This window comes from Streptomyces sp. NPDC057543 (genome assembly GCF_042801895.1).
In the GTDB taxonomy this organism is placed as follows: Bacteria; Actinomycetota; Actinomycetes; order Streptomycetales; family Streptomycetaceae; genus Streptomyces.
This window is the reverse complement of record NZ_JBHVFF010000056.1, coordinates 1-17641: the sequence shown is the minus strand read 5'-3', so window position 1 is coordinate 17641 and position 17641 is coordinate 1. Positions and strand designations below refer to the sequence as shown.

Here is a 17641-nt window from a genome sequence, read left to right as displayed (position 1 = left end):
GCAGACCCCGCAGGCCCCGCAGACCCCGCAGACCCCGTTCAATCTGGTCGTCCTCGACATGGCCGGCACCACCGTCGCCGACGGCGGCCTCGTCGAGCAGGCATTCTCCGCCGCGGCCGAACGCCTCGGCGTGGAGCCCGGCTCCGCCGACCACGCGGAGAAGCTCGACTACGTACGCGCCACCATGGGCGAGTCCAAGATCTCCGTCTTCCGTCACCTCTTCGGCGACGAGGGCCGCGCCCAGCAGGCCAACACCGCCTTCGAGGAGGCGTACGGAGAACTGGTCGACGGTGGCCGCATCGCGCCGATCCCCGGCGCCCGCGAGGCCATCGAACGGCTCGGGGCCGAGGGCCGGACCGTGGTCCTGTCCACCGGCTTCGCCCGCACCACCCAGGACGCCATCCTGGCCGCGCTCGGCTGGCAGGACCTGGTCGCCCTGACCCTCTGCCCGGCCGACGCGGGCGGCCGGGGCCGCCCCTACCCGGACATGGTCCTCGCCGCGTTCCTGCGCACCGGCGCCGTCGACGGCGTCCAGCAGACCGTCGTCGCGGGCGACACCTCGTACGACATGCTCAGCGGCGTACGGTCCGGCGCCGGACTCGTCGCGGGAGTCCTCACCGGCGCCCACGACAAGGACCAGCTGACCCGCCACGGCGCCACGCACGTCCTCGGCTCGGTCGCCGAACTCCCGGATCTGATCGCGCGGGCAGAGGCATGACGGGCGGGGCCGCGGCCGTCCGCAGCGGCATCAGGTTCGACCGGGTCAGCGTCGCGTACGGCGGGAACACCGTCCTCGACCGGCTCGATCTGACCGTCGAACCCGGCGAGGTCATGGCGCTGCTCGGGCCCTCCGGGTCCGGCAAGACCACCGCCCTGCGCGCCGTCGCCGGATTCGTGCAGCCCGCCTCGGGCCGGGTCCACATCGGCGACCGCGACGTCACCGGGCTGCCGCCGCACAAGCGCGGCATCGGCATGGTCGTCCAGCAGTACGCCCTCTTCCCGCACATGCGGGTCCAGGACAACGTCGCCTTCGGGCTGAAGGCCCGCAAGGCGGCCAAGGCGGAGATCCCCGAGCGGGTCGCCGAGGCCCTCGAACTCGTCGGCATGGCCGCCTACGCCACGCGCTACCCGCGCGAACTCTCCGGCGGCCAGCAGCAGCGCGTCGCCATCGCCCGGGCGCTCGCGACCCGCCCGGGCGTCCTCCTGCTCGACGAACCGCTCTCCGCGCTCGACGCGCAGCTGCGCTCCGGAATGCTCGCCGAACTCGCGCGGCTGCACCGGGAGTTGCCGGACGTCTCCATCCTGTATGTCACCCACGACCAGGTCGAGGCGCTCACCCTCGCCGACCGGATCGCCGTCATGGACAAGGCACGTCTGCAGGACTGCGGCACTCCGCAGGACCTGTACCGCCGTCCGCGTACGGAGTTCACCGCGTCGTTCGTCGGCAACGCGAACCTCCTCCCGGTCACCGTCGCCGACACCACCGGCACCGTCGACTTCGCCGGCCGCGCACTCGACGTACCGACCGGCGACGCGGCCGGCGGCGCCACCGCCACCCTCTGCGTCAGGCCCCACCTCGTCGGGCTCGGCGACGGCCCCAACGCACTGAGCGGCACCATCGCCGAGGTCCAGTGGCGGGGTTCCACTCACCGGCTGTACGTCGACGTCGACGGGCACCGGGTCAAGGCCGACCTCCGCGAACTGCGGGAGACACCCGCCCTCGGTGACAAGGTCACGCTGCACTTCGCGGCCGAGGACGCGGTGCTGCTGCCCGCGGGCACGGCGCCGGGAACCGGGGGAGGGACCGATGGTTAGCGCCGCGCACCCCGTCACCCCGGGCACCAGGGCCGTGACGGCCCCGCGTCCGCGTACCGGGGGCGAGGGGCCGGCCCCCTCCGCGACGGCCCCCTCCGCGACGGGCCCCTCCGCGACGGCCCCGTCGGCGGGCGGCCCGCAGGCCCCGGTCCGCGAGGGCCGCCGCGTCCCCCGCTTCGTCTGGGCGCTGCCGCCCGTGGCGCTCCTCGCGCTGGTCTTCCTCTACCCGCTGGCCCTCGTCGTCCAGCAGTCCGTCAGCCCGGACGAGGGTGGCACCTCGCTCGCCCCGTACGGCGACGTGTTCGCCTCCGAGTCCTTCCGCTCCGCGCTGACGACCACCGTGTGGCTGGCGGTCGGCTCCACGGCCGGATGCCTGGTGCTGGGCTTCGTCCTGGCCATGGTCATCGCGTTCGTACCGTTCCCCGGCGGCAAGGCGGTCGCCAAGTTCATCGACGTCTTCCTCTCCTTCCCGTCGTTCCTGATCACGCTCGCCCTCCTGTTCATCTACGGCAACGTCGGCATGGCCAACGGCCTGTGGACGGACGTCACCGGAGGGTCGAGCGGCCCCTTCGACTTCCTCACCACCCCGTGGGGCGTACTGCTCGCCGAGATCACGTACTTCACCCCGTTCGTCATGCGTCCGCTGCTCGCCGCGTTCTCACAACTCGACAGTGCGCAGCTGGAGGTGGCGTCCTCGCTGGGCGCGAAGCCGGCCCGGATCGTGCGGCAGGTGATCGTTCCCGAGGCGCTTCCCGCGCTCGCCGCGGGCGGCAGCCTCGTCCTCGTGATGTGTCTCAACGAGTTCGGCATCGTGCTGTTCACCGGCGCGAAAGGGGTCACGACCCTGCCGATGCTCGTCTACAGCAAGGCGATCCTGGAGTCCGACTATCCGGCCGCCTGTGTCGTCGCCGTCGTCAACATCGCGATCTCCGTCGGTCTCTACAGCCTGTATCGGATGGTGAGCCGCCGTGTTGGTGCATAGCCGTACGGGGAAGTGGGCCGCCTGGGCCGTGTTCTTCGTGCTCTTCGTCCCGCTGTTCGCGGTGCCGCTGCTGGTCGTCCTCGCCGCGTCGTTCACCACCAACTGGTCCGGCGCCTTCCCCTCCGGGCCGACCACCGGGCACTACGCGGCAGCGACCGGCGGCGACTCCCTCCAGGCCTTGACCACCAGCCTGATCACCGCCGTCAGCGCCAGCCTGCTCGCCCTCACCATCGGCTCCTGGGCCGCGCTCGCGGCCGCCTCGCTGCGCAGCCGCGGCAGGCGATTCCTCGACGCGCTGTTCATGCTGCCGGTCGCCGTGCCGTCCGTCGTCGTGGGCCTCGCCGTGCTCGTCGCGTTCAGCAAGCCGCCGATGCTGCTGAACGGGACGCGCTGGATCGTGATCCTGGCGCACACGATTCTTGTCACCGCGTTCGCCTATTCGTCGGTTTCGGCGGCGACAGTACGTCTTGACCCGATGTACGAGCAGGCGGCGGCCAGTCTCGGCGCCCGGCCCTCCTACGTCCTGTGGCGCATCAAGCTGCCGCTTCTGCTGCCGGCCCTCACCGCGGCCGCAGGGCTCTGCTTCGCCCTGTCCATGGGCGAGTTGAGCGCCACGATGATGCTCTACCCGCCGGACTGGACGCCGCTCCCGGTGCAGATCTTCGCGGCCACCGACCGCGGCTCACTGTTCACCGGAGCGGCCGTCGCCGTGCTCCTGATGGGAACGACGCTGCTCGTGCTGCTCGGGGTGTCCCGCATCCGCACCAGGGCCTCGTACCGCTGATCCCGTCGATCCCGTCGATCCCGTCGATCCCGTCGATCCGTCGATCCGTGGATCGGCCGATACCCCCCCGTACTGACTCAGGCCGGCTTCCGGCCGACATCCAGGAGACACGACTGCCATGCGCAAGAACCACCTCAAGCCCATAGCCGCCGTCACCGGCTGCCTCGCCCTCGCCGCCACCCTTTCCGCCTGCGGCGGCTCCTCGGCCGCCTCGGACGAGAAGGTCGTCACCGTCTACAGCGCCGACGGCCTCAAGGGCGAGAACGGCGACGGCTGGTACGACAAGGTGTTCAAGGACTTCGAGAAGAAGACCGGCATCAAGGTCAAGTACGTCGAGGGCGGCTCCGGCGAGATGGTGCAGCGCGCCGTCCGCGAGAAGTCCAACACCCAGGCCGATGTGCTGGTCACGCTGCCCCCGTTCATCCAGCAGGCCGACAGCAAGGGCCTCCTGACGGCGTACGCACCGGCCGGCTCCGACAAGGTCGACGGCGCCGACAAGGCGTCCGACGCCAAGTGGACCTCGGTCGTCAACAACTACTTCGGCTTCATCTACAACAAGAAGGAGCTGAAGTCGGCGCCCACCACCTGGGAAGGGCTGCTCGACGGAAAGTTCAAGAACAAGATCCAGTACTCCACCCCCGGAGTCGCCGGTGACGGCACGGCCGTCCTCATCAAGGCCATGCACGACTTCGGCGGCCAGGAGCCGGCGATGGAATACCTGAAGAAGCTCCAGGCCAACAACGTCGGGCCGTCCGCCTCCACCGGCAAGCTCGCCCCCAAGGTCGACAAGGGCGAACTGCTCGCCGCCAACGGCGATGTCCAGATGAACTACGCGCAGTCCAAGGACATGCCCAACCTCGGCATCTGGTTCCCCGCGAAGCAGGGCGGCAAGCCCACCACCTTCGCCCTGCCGTACGCGGCCGGCCTGGTCGACAAGGCCCCGCACAGCGCCAACGGAAAGAAGCTGCTCGATTTCATGCTCTCCGAGCAGGCCCAGAAGGACGTCAGCGCGGTCGGCGGCGGCTTCTCCGCCCGCAAGGACATCGAGGCCACCGACGCCAACGCCATCGCGCTCGCGCGACTGATGGGCGGCGTCGAGGTCTTCGAGCCCGACTGGTCGGACATCGGCACCAACCTGAACACGTACGTCGAAGCCTGGAAGTCGGCCACCGGCAGCTGACGGGCGGCTCTCTTCGGTGGCCCGGCACTCCGCTGCGGGCGGGGTGCCGGGCCACCGGTCCTGGGCCATCGGCCGGGCCTTCGATCAGGCCTTCGGCCGGTCCTTGGGCCGGACCTTTGGCTGGACCTTCGGTCAGATCCTTCGTCAGACGAGGTCGACGAGGTCCGCGATCGAGTTCACGACGTTGGTCGGCCGGTACGGGTAGCGCTCGATCTCACCCCTGCTCGTCAGCCCGGTGAGCACCAGGAACGTTTCCATCCCGGCCTCCAGCCCGGCCAGCACATCCGTGTCCATCCGGTCACCGATCATGGCGGACGTCTCGGAGTGCGCACCCAGGGTGTTCAGCGCACTGCGCATCATCAGCGGGTTGGGCTTGCCGACGAAGTACGGCTCCTTGCCGGTCGCCTTCGTGATCAACGCGGCGACGGAGCCCGTGGCCGGCAGTGCCCCCTCGGGGGAGGGCCCGGTGTTGTCGGGGTTGGTGGCAATGAAGCGGGCCCCGTTGTTGATCAACCGGATGGCCTTCGTCAGCGCCTCGAACGAGTAGGTCCGGGTCTCGCCCAGGATCACGAAATCGGGCTCGTGATCGGTGAGCACGTACCCGGCATCGTGCAGGGCGGTGGTCAGCCCCGCCTCACCGATCACGTAGGCGGTGCCACCGGGGTGCTGATTGTCCAAGAACGTGGCGGTGGCCAGGGCCGAGGTCCAGATGTTCTCGACCGGCACTTCGAGACCTATCCGATTGAGCCGCACATGAAGGTCCCGGGCCGTGTAGATCGAGTTGTTCGTCAGCACCAGGAACGGCTTGCCCGAATCGCGCAGCTTCTTGATGAAGGCGTCCGCGCCGGGGATCGGCACACCTTCATGCATCAGCACGCCGTCCATGTCGGTGAGCCACGATTCGATGGGCTTCTGATCTGTCATGGGTGCGGCTCCTGCCGAACGAGGACTTACGGGATGACCATGCTATTCACTCACCACTTCGACGGTCCGGACGTCTCGTAGCCCGGACGTCTCGTAGCCCGGACGTCTCGTAGCCGGGACGGGAGCCGGCGCGGAAACGTCCTGCGGTCCCGCTCAGTCCTCGATCAGCCGCTGGACGGCGTCTTCGTAGCGTGCGACCGGACGCCGCGCAGATCTCCTACGGCGCGGTGAAGGCCGTGGTCGTCGACCTCGCCAAGCCCTGCCGTCTTGGGGCGACGCCTGAAGGTCCCCCTTCCGGGCGTCCACCGTCGTCGATTCCCTCGCCGGTCCGGCCGGCCCCGTCGACGTGGGACGAGCCCGGCGGGGGCGCGCCGTCCGAGGGGGCGCGATAGGTGAGCCCGGGCCGCCCCCCCCGGCTCCTGCGGATGCGAAAAGCCCGCGGAGGCGGGAACCTGCCCTAAGGAGGTTCACGATGCGTTCCATACCCCTCACTTTTTGTGCCGCCGCAGTCGTCGCAGCGGCCCTGGTGCCGGCTTCCGCCGCACTGGCCGACTCCGATACGGGGACCGACCGGGGGACGGGCTCGGGCTCCCGTACCGCACTCTCGGTGTCCCCGTCCTCCCTCGCCCCGGGCGGCAAGGTGGATCTGCGGCTGGACAGCTGCGGGGGCAAGGAGGCCAAGGGCAACTCCGACGCGTTCGTCTCCGAGTCGCGTTTCTCGCCCGCCACGGACGGGGGCCTCTTCGCGGAGGCCCGGATCAGCACGGACGCGTCCCCGGGCGATCACGAGATCCAGGTCGTGTGCACGGACGACAAGGGCACCAAGGTTTCCGGCACCGTCACGGTCGTCGACCGCGGCCAGGCCTCGCCCCTCGCCCCGGTCCGCGCGGGAGGCGGCGGCACCGCCGCAGTCACCGACCGGGAGGCCCGTCAGGAGGGCCCCGGCATCGTGCATGCGGTGATCGGTCTGGTCCTGGCCGCCGTCGCGGTCGTCGCCGTAGTGTTCCGCAGCTCGCGCCGTCGCCGCCCGACCGCAGACTGACATGCCCACCCCCGACCGCCCCGAGGGCCACGGCAGACTGCTCACCGGAGTGGCCTGGGCCGTCCTGCTGATGGGCCTGTGGCTCTGGGGCCGCGACATCACCGACGGCTCCGGCGCCAGTTCCGCCCCGACCACCGGCGACGTCGCCGCGGTCGGGCGCCCCCTCGGCGTTCCGCTGCCCCCACCGCACGACCCGATCAAGGGCGCGGCGCCGGAGCGGGTCGAGATCCCGTCGATCGGCATCAAGGCACCGGTGGTCGCCCGCGGCCTGGACAAGGAAGGTGCGATCGAACCGCCGCCGTTCGACACGCCCCAGACCGTCGGCTGGTACGGAAACGGCACCGAGCCCGGCGCGAAGGGCCCCGCGCTCTTCGTCGGCCACGTCGACACCGAGACCAAGCGGGCCGTCTTCTACGGACTGAGCGCGGCCCGCCCCGGCGCCAAGGTCGAGGTGACTCGCGTGGACGGCACGGTCGCCGAATTCACCGTCGACGACGTCCAGGTCTTCACCCGGGAACGCTTCAACGCCGACAAGGCCTACGGCCCCCACAAGAACGGCCGCGCGGAGCTCCGCCTGATCACCTGCGGTGGGACCTACGACCGGGCCTCGCACTCGTACGACGCGAACGTGGTCGTCTCGGCCTACCTGACCGGCGCGAGGGCCGCGAGCGGCGGACGGACCTGACACCGCGGTATCCGGCCCGGCCGGCACCCTTTCCCCCGGGGTGCCGGCCGGGCCGGTCCTCGACCCCGCGGCGCGCGGGGCTGCGGGAGTGGCCCGCCGTCGACACGGGAGGCCAGGGGGCGGACCGTGCCCGACAGTCCACGGCGATGAACGTCCTTGGCCCAGAAGCGTTCTGACGTACCGTTCAGAATCGATCACTCTCGGTTTCCGGGCGATCGGACAGAAGCCCTGTGCCAGGATGAAGGGGACGCGGCAGTGCACCGCCGCCGCACCCGAGGGGGAGTGGATGTACGGCAGTTGCAACGGCCGGTCAGGCATGAGGCGGGCGGGGGCGGGCGTGGGTCTGGGCGTGGTGGCCGTTGCCGGAGCCGCGCTGCTGCTCACGGGATGTTCCTCCCCGTCCGACTCCTCGTCCGACTCCGCAACGGACTCCTGGTCCGGCTCCGGCGGCGCGGGAGAGAACGGTGCGGGAAAGGACGGTGCCATCGGCCGGCGCCCCAAGGGCAGTGCCCCGTACTGGGTCAATCCGGACGGCAACGCGGCCCGCCAGGTCGCCGCGTACACCGCGGACGGGGACGGGAAGGCCGCCGGCCTGATCGAGAAGATCGCGCGGCAGCCCGTCGGGGAGTGGATCGGCCCGGACCGACCCGAGGCCGAGGCGAAGGGCTTCACGGAGGCCGCCGCGAAGGCGGACCGGGAAGCGCTGCTCGTCCTCTACAACATCCCGCACCGCGACTGCGGACAGTTCTCCAAGGGCGGCGCCGCCGACGGCGCTGCGTACCGGACCTGGCTGGAGGGCGTCGCCAAGGGCATCGGCGACCGGCGCGCCACCGTGATCCTGGAGCCGGACGCGCTGCTGCACATGGTCGACGGGTGCACGCCGCAGGAGTTCCACGAAGAGCGGTACGACCTGCTGAAGGGGGCGGTGGAGCGGCTGAAGCAGCAGCCGAACACCCGCGTCTACGTGGACGCGGGGAACGCCGGCTGGCGCACCCCCGACGCGCTCTTCCAGCCGCTCCGGCGGGCGGGCATCGGGGCGGCCGACGGCTTCGCGGTCAACGTCTCCAACTTCCAGACCACGGCGGCCAGTACGGACTTCGGCAAGCGGCTCTCGGCGAAGGTCGGCGACAAGCCGTTCGTCATCGACACCAGCCGCAACGGCAACGGTCCGTACCGCGCAGGCGCGCCCGAGGAGAACTGGTGCAACCCGCCCGGCCGTGCGCTCGGCGAGCCGCCGACGACCGACACGGGTGACGCACGGGTCGACGCGTACCTCTGGGTCAAGCGGCCCGGCGAATCCGACGGCAGTTGCAAAGGCGGCCCGAAGGCGGGCGACTGGTGGCCCGAGTACGCGCTGGGCCTGGCGCGAGCGACGAAGTAGGTCGAGGGAAGAAGTGGGCAAGGGAAGCGGAGCAGGGGAGGAACCCCTGCCCCACGCCCCCGCACCTACGGAATCTCGACCCACTTCCCCTCGGACGGCGTCCCCCTGTCATCCGTCACGAACAGCATGTACCACCCCGACGGCACCAACGCCCGGTTCCCCGGCACCGTCACCGTGATCCCGCCCGCCGTCCGCTTCAGGCCCAGTGCCACCGACCGCTGGTCGGTGTCCGTGACATGGGTGACCGCACTGGGCCGCATCAGCCTCGCCGAGGTGATCCTCGATCCCCGCGCCGTCGTGAACACGCCCGTACCGCCGCGCCGGATGCTCTGCGGGCCGCCCGTCAGCTCCGGACGCGCCTCGCGGTACAGATACGGCGGGGTGTAGATCTCGATGCGCTGCTCGAAGACGCCCGGCCGGGTGTTCGCGCGGTCCGCGTAGAGCGAGTCCGAGCCGAAGATCATGACCCGGCCGTCGGGAAGGAGTACGGACCCCGAGTGGTAGTTGCGGCCCACCGCCGGGTCGGCGACCCGGCGGTACGTGTCGGTCCTCGGGTCGTACAGCCGGGCCTGGAGCACATTCGACCCGCCACGCCCCCGGTAGTCGCGGGAGCCCCCGGTGACCAGCAGCGAGTCGTCGGGGAGCAGGGAGGCGCTCGGGTAACGGGTGCCTTCCGTCAGGGCGGCGCCGTCCCGGAATCTGGGGGCCGGGTCCTTCAGGTCGACCAGGCGCGACTTCGCGCTCGACCGGCTGGACTCGCCGACCCCGCCACCGCCGATGACCATGAACTTCTCGTCCTGGGCCGGGGGCAGCCGTACCGTCGCCGAGGTCTCCATGGCGTCGGCGTCGCTCAGGCCGGGGATCTTCCGGAAACTGTTCGTCGCGAGATCCCAGATGCCGGGTTCGCGGCCGACATCGGCGGGGCCGTATCCGGCGTTCGAGCCGGAGTAGAAGAGCTTGCCGTCGTTCAACAGGAAGACCGCGGGGTACGTGGGGAACTTCCGGATGATGCCGGTGTACTGCCACTTCCTGGTCTTCGGGTCGTAGACCTCGTCCTTGCCGGGGACGATCTGTCCGATCTCGTCCAGCCCGGAGAGGGCGAGGACCTTGCCGTCCTCCAGGGTGGTCAGCGTCGGGTACCAGCGTGCCTCGTTCATCGGGTCGACGGTGATGTACTTCTCCGCCACCGGATCGAACTCGAAAGCCTCCCGGATGCCCTGGAAGTCCTTCTTGTCGAGGGCGAGCTTCTGCGCGATTCCGTAGACGTTCCGGCTGTCGGAGCCGGTCAGGCCCGCGATCCGATAGTTGTCCTCGGCGCCCGTCTCGTACTGCGTACCGGATTTCTGCGCCTCGACGTAGATCCGGCCGAGGCCGGCGTCGTTGCGCAGGAACGCGCCGGTCCTCCGGTCGAAGACCTTGGTGGCCCGCTCGATCAGCACCGGGTCCTTGGAGACGAACGTTTTGCCGTTCGCGCGGCCCTTGAACCGGGTGCCCGCGGGCAGGGTGACCGGCTTGTCCGGGTCCTCGTTGTGGACGATCATCAGGCCGCCGGCCTTGGTGACGTCGCCCTTGAGCTTCTCGTAACGTCTGGTGCCGCCGGCTATGAGCAGCTTGCCGTCGGGCAGCTGGGTGTGGCCCGAGCAGAACATGTCCTTGGGCGTGGGTATGTTCGTGAACCCGTTGGTCCTCGGGTCCCACAGCACCGACCGGAAGCTCTTGGCGTCGAAGTTCTTCCGGTTGTTGCCGGAGCCCGCGACGAGCAGCACCTTGCCGGTGTGCAGCAGCGCCGCGTGGATCGTGTTGATCCGGTACACGGAAGGGATGTCCAGGAAGTCCCAGTGGCCGTTCGCGGCTTTGTAGCCCGGCTTGTTGATCTTGTACGTGTGGTAGTGCTCGGTGCCGAAGCGGTACACCCACGGCCCGTTCGCTCCGGAGAGCGCCACAATCGCCGCCGTACCGATTGCCAGGCGGCGGGTACGAAGGCTCGGACGGTACGTCTTCATCGTTCACGTCCCCCAGGAACGATCTGCATGGTCTGTTCGGCGTCGGCCCGCTCGGCGTCGGCCCGCTCGGCGTCGGCCCGTACGTGGGCCGGCCGCGGGAGCGGCGCGGTACGGCGCTTCCGTTTCTCCGCGCGGACGGCGTACCGCCAGCAGAGGACCGGCGCCGCGCTGATCAACAGCGCCATGGCGGCCCAGGTGAGCATCGCCGGATGGCTGTGCCGGAGAACGAAGGAGGCGGCGATCGAACCGCCGAAGACCAGGAGGAAGAAGAGGTGGATCCGGAAGGTGCCGAAGAGGGTGTCCGGACTGGACGAGTCGCCCTTGGGCGTCACCACGAACGAGCTCCTGCGGCGCAGCACCGCGTCGAGCAGCGAGCGCGCGTAGACCGGCGCGGAGAGCGCGGACATCATCATGCCGGCCAGACCGCCGGAGCCCTCGGGCTCGTGCGGCGAGACATTGTGCCGCCGGTTCCAGACGTACAGCCCGATCTGGAGCGCCGAGGCATTGCCGTACAGCATCATCCAGACCGTCGGGTCGATCTGCACGCCCGAGGCGCCCATCCCCAGGAACAGCGCACAACTCAGTGCCGCGAGTATCCAGTTCAGCGCGGACATCGGGTAGAAGATGATCATCATGGTGTAGTTGAGGAGCGTGCCCGCGGGGAGCGAGAAGAAGCCCTTCCAGTACTGCTTGAGGATCGTCTCGTACGTCCCCCGCGACCAGCGCAGCTGCTGGGTGAAGAAATCCGTCCAGGCGGTCGGTCCTTCGCCGACGGCCAGCACGTCGGGGGTGTAGACCGAACGCCACTTGCGGCCGGTGTGCGGATTGCGGGCGCGGTGCATCTCGAAGCCGGTCGCCATGTCCTCGGTGATCGAGTCGTACAGACCGCCGATCTGTTTGAGGGCACGGATCCGCACCGCGTTGCTGGTGCCGACGAACATCGGGGCGCCGTAGCGGTTGCCCGCGCGCTGGATCAGCGCGTGGAAGAGGAACTGCTGGGACTCGGCGGCCTTCGTGACGAACGAGTCGTAGTTGCCGTAGACCTGCGGGCCGATGACGAAGCCGACGTCCGGGTCGCGGAAGTAGCCGAGCATCCGCTCCAGGTAGTTGGGCAGCGGTACGTGATCGGTGTCGACGGAGGCGAAGAAGTCGTACGCGTCGCCGTGCGCGTCCAGCCAGGCGTTGTAGTTGCCGTGCTTGGTCTTCGCCCGGTGCGGGCCCGCGGCCCGGTTCCAGCGCGGCACGCCCTTGCGGGAGAAGTGGTGCACTCCGAGCCGGGCGCAGACCTCCTTCACCGCCGGGTCGTCGCCCTCGTCGAGCAGCCAGACGTGCAGCAGCCCGCGGTGCCGGACGCGGACCGCCGCTTCGAGGGTCCTCGTCACCATCTCCAGAGGCTCCTTGCCCGGGACGAAGGAGGTGAGGAAGGCGACCCTGGTGCCGGTCTCCGGGACGACCGGGACCGGGTCGCGCGCGACCAGCGTCGCGTGCGCGTTCGACAGGACGTTCAGCGTGCGGAAGAGCTCGATCAGGCCGATCGAGACCAGCATCACGACGTCGAGGACCAGCAGGGTGTCGTTCTTGAGGTTCGGGTCGCGCCGCGTCCAGTGATCGGGCTGCATCAACCAGGCGAACAGCCCGAGCGAGACGAGAGGCGCGGCGCCCAGCAGGAGCGCCGCGCGTATTCTGTGCGGCTCCTGGGAGAGCAGTGAGCGGTACCGCACCCGGTACGGCGTGTCCGGACCGGGCCGGGTCAGCGGGCCCGCGAGCCGGCTGTAGTGCTCGTAGTCGTAGCGCGGCACGGCGTTCGCCGGGTGTCGCCGTTGTTCCCCGGCCGGCGGCTGCGCCGGTATCCGGAGCCGGGCGGTCCGGGACGGGTCGTCGTTCTGCTGCCGGGCGCCTGTCGGCGTCGACGTCATGGGTCATCCCCCTGCACGCGTGGTCAGTGCGTGAATGGTGAGTGCGTGATCGGTCGGTACGTGATCGGCGAACGCGTGATCGGGCGGCGCGTGATCGGTCGTCGTCCCGTCCACGGCGATTCCCCCGTCGGTCGCCGTGGTGGACTCAAAGGCGGCGCGTCGTTCCGCTCGGACACGGAACACGGGACAGCGCCCTTCCGGCTGTCTGATGCCTCCCCGACATCTGTCCCCGAGCGGGGCCCCCACCCCGCGTAGCGGACAACCGGAACTTCCCTCTGCTTCCCCCAACTGCAAGGAACATCAGCCTGGTTGGCGCCTATGGCCCTTAGACAGGTTGTCCGACCACGGTCCCGTTCGCAAGGGTGAAACGGGTGGGTTGCCAGTCATACGTACGATTTGCGGGGCCCTTGCGGAGGGGGTGCGCCAAGGCTTATGTGAAAGATTTTCGAGCCACTGAGTGACCGCATGATGGCTGAGTGTCGGTTGCGTGTCACCTGTGTGCCCGTGAAACCGGAGGCGTGGGGAGCGGATTCAGGGAACGGCACGGGGATCGGGTTCGGAGAACGAACAAGACCCCCTCACGCGTGGTGAGGGGGTCTTGACTCTGCGTGCGCCGCCAGGGACTCGAACCCCGGACCCGCTGATTAAGAGTCAGCTGCTCTAACCAACTGAGCTAGCGGCGCCTGCTGACCTGAAGAACTCTACCCGAATGTGGGGCGTGCTCCTGACCATTTCCCGCCCATCACGGCCTGTCGGATGGTCGTTTTTTCCGGTCTGTCCGTCAAAATGCGATATGTCAGGAGAGTTGAGAGACTGGCGCCCGTACAGATGCGTCCAAAGATCTTGACGAGTGCGGAGGGGAATCGCATGACTGTTCCGGCCTTCGAGGAGTACGTACCCGCCATCGACTGCACCTGTGCGGGGTGCGCCGAGCAACGGCGAGCCGCCGCGAGTGCCTTGCCCCTGCGGTACGGAGGTCATCCGGCCGCACACGGCGCGCGCCGTGCACTGGTGCTGGCCACCGCGGCCGGAGTGGTGCTGAGCACCGGCGTGGCCGAGGCGGCGAGCGCGCCGGGCGACCGGGCGGCGGAAGCGGCCGGAGCGGCCAGGGTGGACGGGCCGCCGACGCCGTCGCCGACCCCGGTGGCCCCGCCGGGCACGGCAGAGGCGGCAGATGTGGCGGGGGTCGCCGGCGTGGTGGACCCGGCCGATCCAGTGGGCCCGGACCCCGACGGCGAGGGCGATCCGCTCGACCGGACCGACATGGACCCGGACAGTCCGCAGGGCGCCCCGGGCCCGGTGCGGGGCACGGGGACCTCGGGCCCGCCCTCGTCCGGGACCTCGGCCACGCTGCGCAAGACCAGCCGGGCCGCCATCATCAACCGCGCGAAGAAGTGGGTGTCCGCGAAGGTCCCGTACAGCATGAGCAAGTACTGGTCCGACGGATACCGGCAGGACTGCTCCGGATATGTCTCGATGGCCTGGGACCTGCCCGCCAACGAGTGGACCGGCAGCCTCGCCAAGTTCGGGACGCGGATCGCGCGGGCAGAGCTGCAGCCCGGCGACATTCTGCTCTTCCACAACCCGGCCGACCCCACGAAGGGCTCGCACGTCACGATCTTCGGCGGCTGGATCGACCACACGCACACCCACTACACGGCGTACGAGCAGACGAAGCCGCACACCCGCAGGCAGACGACACCCATGGCGTACTGGACCCACTCCAGCAGCTACGTCGCGTACCGCTACAAGGGCGTCACCGGCGGAAGCAGTGGAAGCGGTGGCAGCGGCTCGTCGACGACGTTTCCGGGTTCCTTGAAGTTCGGCCCCGGGATCAGTAACGCGTCCGTCACCCTGCTCGGGCAGATGCTCGTGGAGCGGGGCGGCAAGCACTTCTACAAGGTCGGGCCCGGGCCGGGCTGGGGTGACGCCGACCGGCGCGCGACCCGGGCGTTCCAGAAGGCCCAGGGCTGGAAGGGCAAGCAGGCCGACGGCATCCCCGGCCCCGTCACCTGGCGCCTCCTGGCCGGCGGGGCCGGTCGCGACATCCCCGCCCCCGGGAGTGGCCAGGGTGACTCGAACTCGGACTCGAAGTTCCCCGGCCGGGGATATTTCCGGCCCGGTCAGTCCAACAGCCATGTCGACAAGCTCGGCAAGCAGTTGGTGAAGAAGGGATACGGCAAGTACTACCTGTCGGGACCGGGGCCCCGGTGGACCGAGGCGGACCGGCGCAATGTCGAGGCCTTCCAGCAGGCCCAGGGCTGGCGGGGCGGAGCGGCTGACGGCTACCCCGGTCCCGAGACCTGGCGGCGACTCTTCGCGTGACAAGACGGACATGCATGACGGAGGCGGGAATGGGATCCACGGTGTCGGACAGTTCCGGAACCCCGGACAACGTGAGCGCACGGGAAGGGGGAGGGGCAGGGGGCTCGGGCGGGCGGACGGCTCCGGTCTCGGCCTCGGCCTTGGGTCCGGTTTCGGCTTTGGTTTCGGCCTCGGGTCCGGCCTCGGCCTCGGGTCCGGCCTCGGCCTCCGGTCCGGTTTCGGCCTCGGGTCCGGCCTCGGCTTCGGTTTCGGCCTCGGTTTCGGCTCCGGCCTTGGGTCCGGTTTCGGCTTTGGCTTCGGACCCGTTTTCGGCTCCGGCCTCGGGTCCGGTTTCGGCGGATGGCTCGGGGCCGGGCCCGGGGGCGGGTGGCGGGCCGGGCTCCGTGGTCGACCTCGTGCTGGACCTGGTCCCCGGTGAGGACAAGGTGTCCGCCCTCGGTGCGACCTCGGCCTCGGTATCGGTCCCCGCCAAGGACGCCGCAGCCGTCCCGGTCATGGCGTCGGCCACCGCGCCCGCCGGGGACCCGGAGCCGAGCGCCACTCCCGTCCCGGCCATGGCGTCGGCCACCGCGCCCGTCGGGGACCTGCTGTCGAGTACCACCCGCACCACCCTCGGGACCGAGCAGTCCGGCCACGCCGCACCGGGGACCGGGCGGCGGCGCGCGGTCATCGCCAATGAGCGGACCGCGTCCATCCCCGTACACCTGATCTTCCGCGAGGACCCCGAGCCCACGGACGCCGCCGCGCTCCCCGCCGGTGCGCTGCGGCGCGGGGCCGACGGGCACCAGCCGACCGCTGGGCTGCGGCGGCCGCCCGCGCCGAGGGGGCCGCAGGTGCGGCCTTCGACGCGCCCGGCGCCCGTCGGTGACCCGCGGCTTGCCGAACGGTCGGGGCCCGCGCTGCCCGGCTGGGTGGCGCTGCTCGCCGGGCTGGCCGGGATCACGGCCGGTGGCGCCGTCCTCTGGGCGGTCGGCGCGTTTCCCGTCGCTCCGCTCACCCGGCTCGGGATCGGCTCGCGTCCGTACGACGGGATCGGGCTCGGCGCCTGGGCGGCGCTCGCCGCGCTGGGGGCGGCGGTACTCCTCGCGCTCGGCGGCCTGAGCCGCGGACGGGTCGGATACGCCTGGGTGCTGACGCTCTTCGGCGAGTACCGGGGGAGTGTGCGGCGCACCGGACTGATGTGGATCAGCCCGCTGTTGCTCCGCCGCCGGGTCGACGTACGCCTGCGGCACTGGCGCAGCGAACCGCTCCCCGCAGTGGACGCCAACGGCACGGCGCTGCGCGTGGTCGTCCTCGTCGTGTGGCGGATCAAGGACACCGTACGGGCGACGCTCGGGGTCGCGGACCACGAGGCGTATTTGCGCGAGCAGGTCGAGGCGGCGATGGCGCGGGTCCTCTCGCAACTGCCCGCCGACGCCTTCCACGAGGACGCGCACACCCTGCGCAACGCGGAGGCGGTCGGTGACGCGCTGACCCGGATGCTGAAGGCGGACTGCGAACCCGTCGGCATCGAGGTGTACTCGGCGCAGCCGACCGGCATCGAGTACGCGCCGGAGGTCGCCGCGGCCATGCAGCGCCGCCGGATCGCCGCGATCGACGCCAAGCACCGTGACAGTGTCCTGACTTCGGTGATTGACGCGGTGGACGACACCGTGAACCGGCTGACCGCCAGGGGCCTCGTGGAACTGGACGACTACGAACGGAAGTCGCTGGTCAAGGACTTGACGGTGGCCTTCTACACCGGACGCAGTGGCGGGGAGGGCGCCTGACGGCCCGCAGGGGGTGCTGCGGCGGCGAAGTGGAATCCAACTCCCATTGGTCTGGACATGTTCATATCCCGTCAATAATCTGAGACTTGGTCTAGACCGCAGCGCGCGCAGCAGGGCTCATGGATCCTCCCCCACGTTCTTGAGGAGCGACAGCAATGCGTAAAAGGGCAAGCGCGGCCGTAGTCGGCCTGGCGATAGCGGGCGCCTCGGTGCTCGCGACGAGCAGTGCCGGCAGCCATGGCTACACCGACAACCCCATCAGCCGCCAGAAGCTCTGTGCCAACGGCACGGTGACGAACTGCGGCAACATCCAGTGGGAGCCGCAGAGCGTCGAGGGCCCGAAGGGCTTCCCGGCGGCGGGTCCGGCCGACGGCAAGATCTGCTCCGGCGGGCACGGCGAGTTCGCCCAGCTCGACGACCCGCGCGGCGGCAACTGGCCCGCCACCAAGGTTACGGCCGGTCAGGGCTTCAGCTTCCGATGGCAGTTCACCGCCCGTCACGCGACGACCGACTTCCGCTACTACATCACCAAGAACGGCTGGGACCCCACCAAGCCGCTCACGAGGGCCGACCTGGAGCCGCAGCCCTTCATGACGGTGCCGTACGGCGGCCAGCAGCCCCCGGCGACCCTGACCCAGCAGGGCACCATTCCCACCCAGAAGACCGGGAAGCACATCATCCTGAGCGTCTGGACCATCGCGGACACGGCGAACGCCTTCTACGCCTGTTCCGACGTGCAGTTCTGACGCGTAGTCCGTCAGTCAGCGCCCCTCACGTGTACTCCGGTTGAGCGACGGCGGCCCCGGCCGGGGCCGCCGTCCCCGGCACCGTCGCA

General features: G+C 70.2%; 14 protein-coding genes and 1 tRNA gene. 11 read left to right on the top strand and 4 right to left on the bottom strand.

The annotated features are described in order from the left end of the window. The first annotated feature begins 58 nt into the window (after nt 1–58). The 5 genes from ACFU8Q_RS12560 (at nt 59) to ACFU8Q_RS12540 (ending at nt 4761) form a co-directional block, all read left to right on the top strand. Complete coding sequence (locus tag ACFU8Q_RS12560; protein WP_384451792.1) at nt 59–718, top strand: HAD family hydrolase; 660 nt, start codon at nt 59–61, stop codon at nt 716–718. Then, complete coding sequence (locus ACFU8Q_RS12555) at nt 715–1815, top strand: ABC transporter ATP-binding protein (protein WP_384451747.1); 1101 nt, start codon at nt 715–717, stop codon at nt 1813–1815. The genes ACFU8Q_RS12560 and ACFU8Q_RS12555 overlap by 4 nt, the downstream gene beginning before the upstream one ends. After that, complete coding sequence (locus tag ACFU8Q_RS12550; RefSeq protein WP_384451744.1) at nt 1808–2797, top strand: 2-aminoethylphosphonate ABC transporter permease subunit; 990 nt, start codon at nt 1808–1810, stop codon at nt 2795–2797. The genes ACFU8Q_RS12555 and ACFU8Q_RS12550 overlap by 8 nt, the downstream gene beginning before the upstream one ends. Continuing rightward, nucleotides 2784–3581, top strand: coding sequence for an ABC transporter permease (locus tag ACFU8Q_RS12545; protein ID WP_384451742.1), 798 nt, complete (start codon nt 2784–2786; stop codon nt 3579–3581). Before ACFU8Q_RS12550 ends, ACFU8Q_RS12545 begins: the two co-directional genes overlap by 14 nt. A 118-nt stretch (nt 3582–3699) precedes the next feature. Beyond that, on the top strand, nt 3700–4761 hold the full coding sequence (locus ACFU8Q_RS12540; protein ID WP_384451739.1) for a 2-aminoethylphosphonate ABC transporter substrate-binding protein: 1062 nt from the start codon (nt 3700–3702) through the stop codon (nt 4759–4761). A gap of 144 nt (nt 4762–4905) precedes the next feature. Here the strand turns inward: ACFU8Q_RS12540 and ACFU8Q_RS12535 are convergent, their stop codons facing one another. After that, a complete protein-coding gene (locus ACFU8Q_RS12535) occupies nt 4906–5685 on the bottom strand; it encodes an HAD-IIA family hydrolase (RefSeq protein ID WP_384451736.1) in 780 nt (259 codons plus the stop codon). 472 nt (nt 5686–6157) lie between these two features. On the opposite strand from ACFU8Q_RS12535, the gene ACFU8Q_RS12530 reads away from it, so the two are divergent. The 3 genes from ACFU8Q_RS12530 (at nt 6158) to ACFU8Q_RS12520 (ending at nt 8793) form a co-directional block, all read left to right on the top strand. Then, nucleotides 6158–6727 carry a DUF2613 family protein gene (locus ACFU8Q_RS12530; protein ID WP_384451733.1) on the top strand — a complete coding sequence of 190 codons (570 nt, stop codon included), beginning with the start codon at nt 6158–6160 and terminating at the stop codon, nt 6725–6727. Nucleotide 6728: 1 nt separating this feature from the next. Continuing rightward, nucleotides 6729–7412 carry a class F sortase gene (locus ACFU8Q_RS12525; protein ID WP_384451730.1) on the top strand — a complete coding sequence of 228 codons (684 nt, stop codon included), beginning with the start codon at nt 6729–6731 and terminating at the stop codon, nt 7410–7412. 286 nt (nt 7413–7698) lie between these two features. Continuing rightward, complete coding sequence (locus tag ACFU8Q_RS12520; protein WP_384451789.1) at nt 7699–8793, top strand: glycoside hydrolase family 6 protein; 1095 nt, start codon at nt 7699–7701, stop codon at nt 8791–8793. A 65-nt stretch (nt 8794–8858) separates the two neighbouring features. Here ACFU8Q_RS12520 and ACFU8Q_RS12515 read toward each other — a convergent pair whose 3' ends face one another. From ACFU8Q_RS12515 to ACFU8Q_RS12505, 3 genes are all read right to left on the bottom strand, one after another. Further along, nucleotides 8859–10796: a galactose oxidase-like domain-containing protein gene (locus ACFU8Q_RS12515; protein ID WP_384451728.1), complete on the bottom strand. Its 1938-nt coding sequence runs from the start codon at nt 10794–10796 to the stop codon at nt 8859–8861. After that, the gene (locus ACFU8Q_RS12510; protein ID WP_384451725.1) at nt 10793–12712 is read right to left on the bottom strand and encodes a glycosyltransferase family 2 protein; all 1920 of its coding nucleotides are present in this window, start codon (nt 12710–12712) and stop codon (nt 10793–10795) included. The genes ACFU8Q_RS12515 and ACFU8Q_RS12510 overlap by 4 nt, the downstream gene beginning before the upstream one ends. A 609-nt stretch (nt 12713–13321) precedes the next feature. Beyond that, nucleotides 13322–13395 (bottom strand) — tRNA-Lys (locus ACFU8Q_RS12505). A gap of 184 nt (nt 13396–13579) precedes the next feature. Between ACFU8Q_RS12505 and ACFU8Q_RS12500 the strand changes: the two genes are divergently transcribed. From ACFU8Q_RS12500 to ACFU8Q_RS12490, 3 genes are all read left to right on the top strand, one after another. Next, nucleotides 13580–15037, top strand: coding sequence for a peptidoglycan-binding protein (locus ACFU8Q_RS12500; protein ID WP_384451723.1), 1458 nt, complete (start codon nt 13580–13582; stop codon nt 15035–15037). 29 nt (nt 15038–15066) lie between these two features. Beyond that, entirely contained in the window at nt 15067–16806 is a 1740-nt protein-coding gene (locus ACFU8Q_RS12495; protein WP_384451720.1) for an SPFH domain-containing protein, read from the top strand. Between the two features lie 155 nt (nt 16807–16961). Continuing rightward, nucleotides 16962–17552 carry a lytic polysaccharide monooxygenase gene (locus ACFU8Q_RS12490; protein WP_384451717.1) on the top strand — a complete coding sequence of 197 codons (591 nt, stop codon included), beginning with the start codon at nt 16962–16964 and terminating at the stop codon, nt 17550–17552. Nucleotides 17553–17641 lie beyond the last annotated feature (89 nt).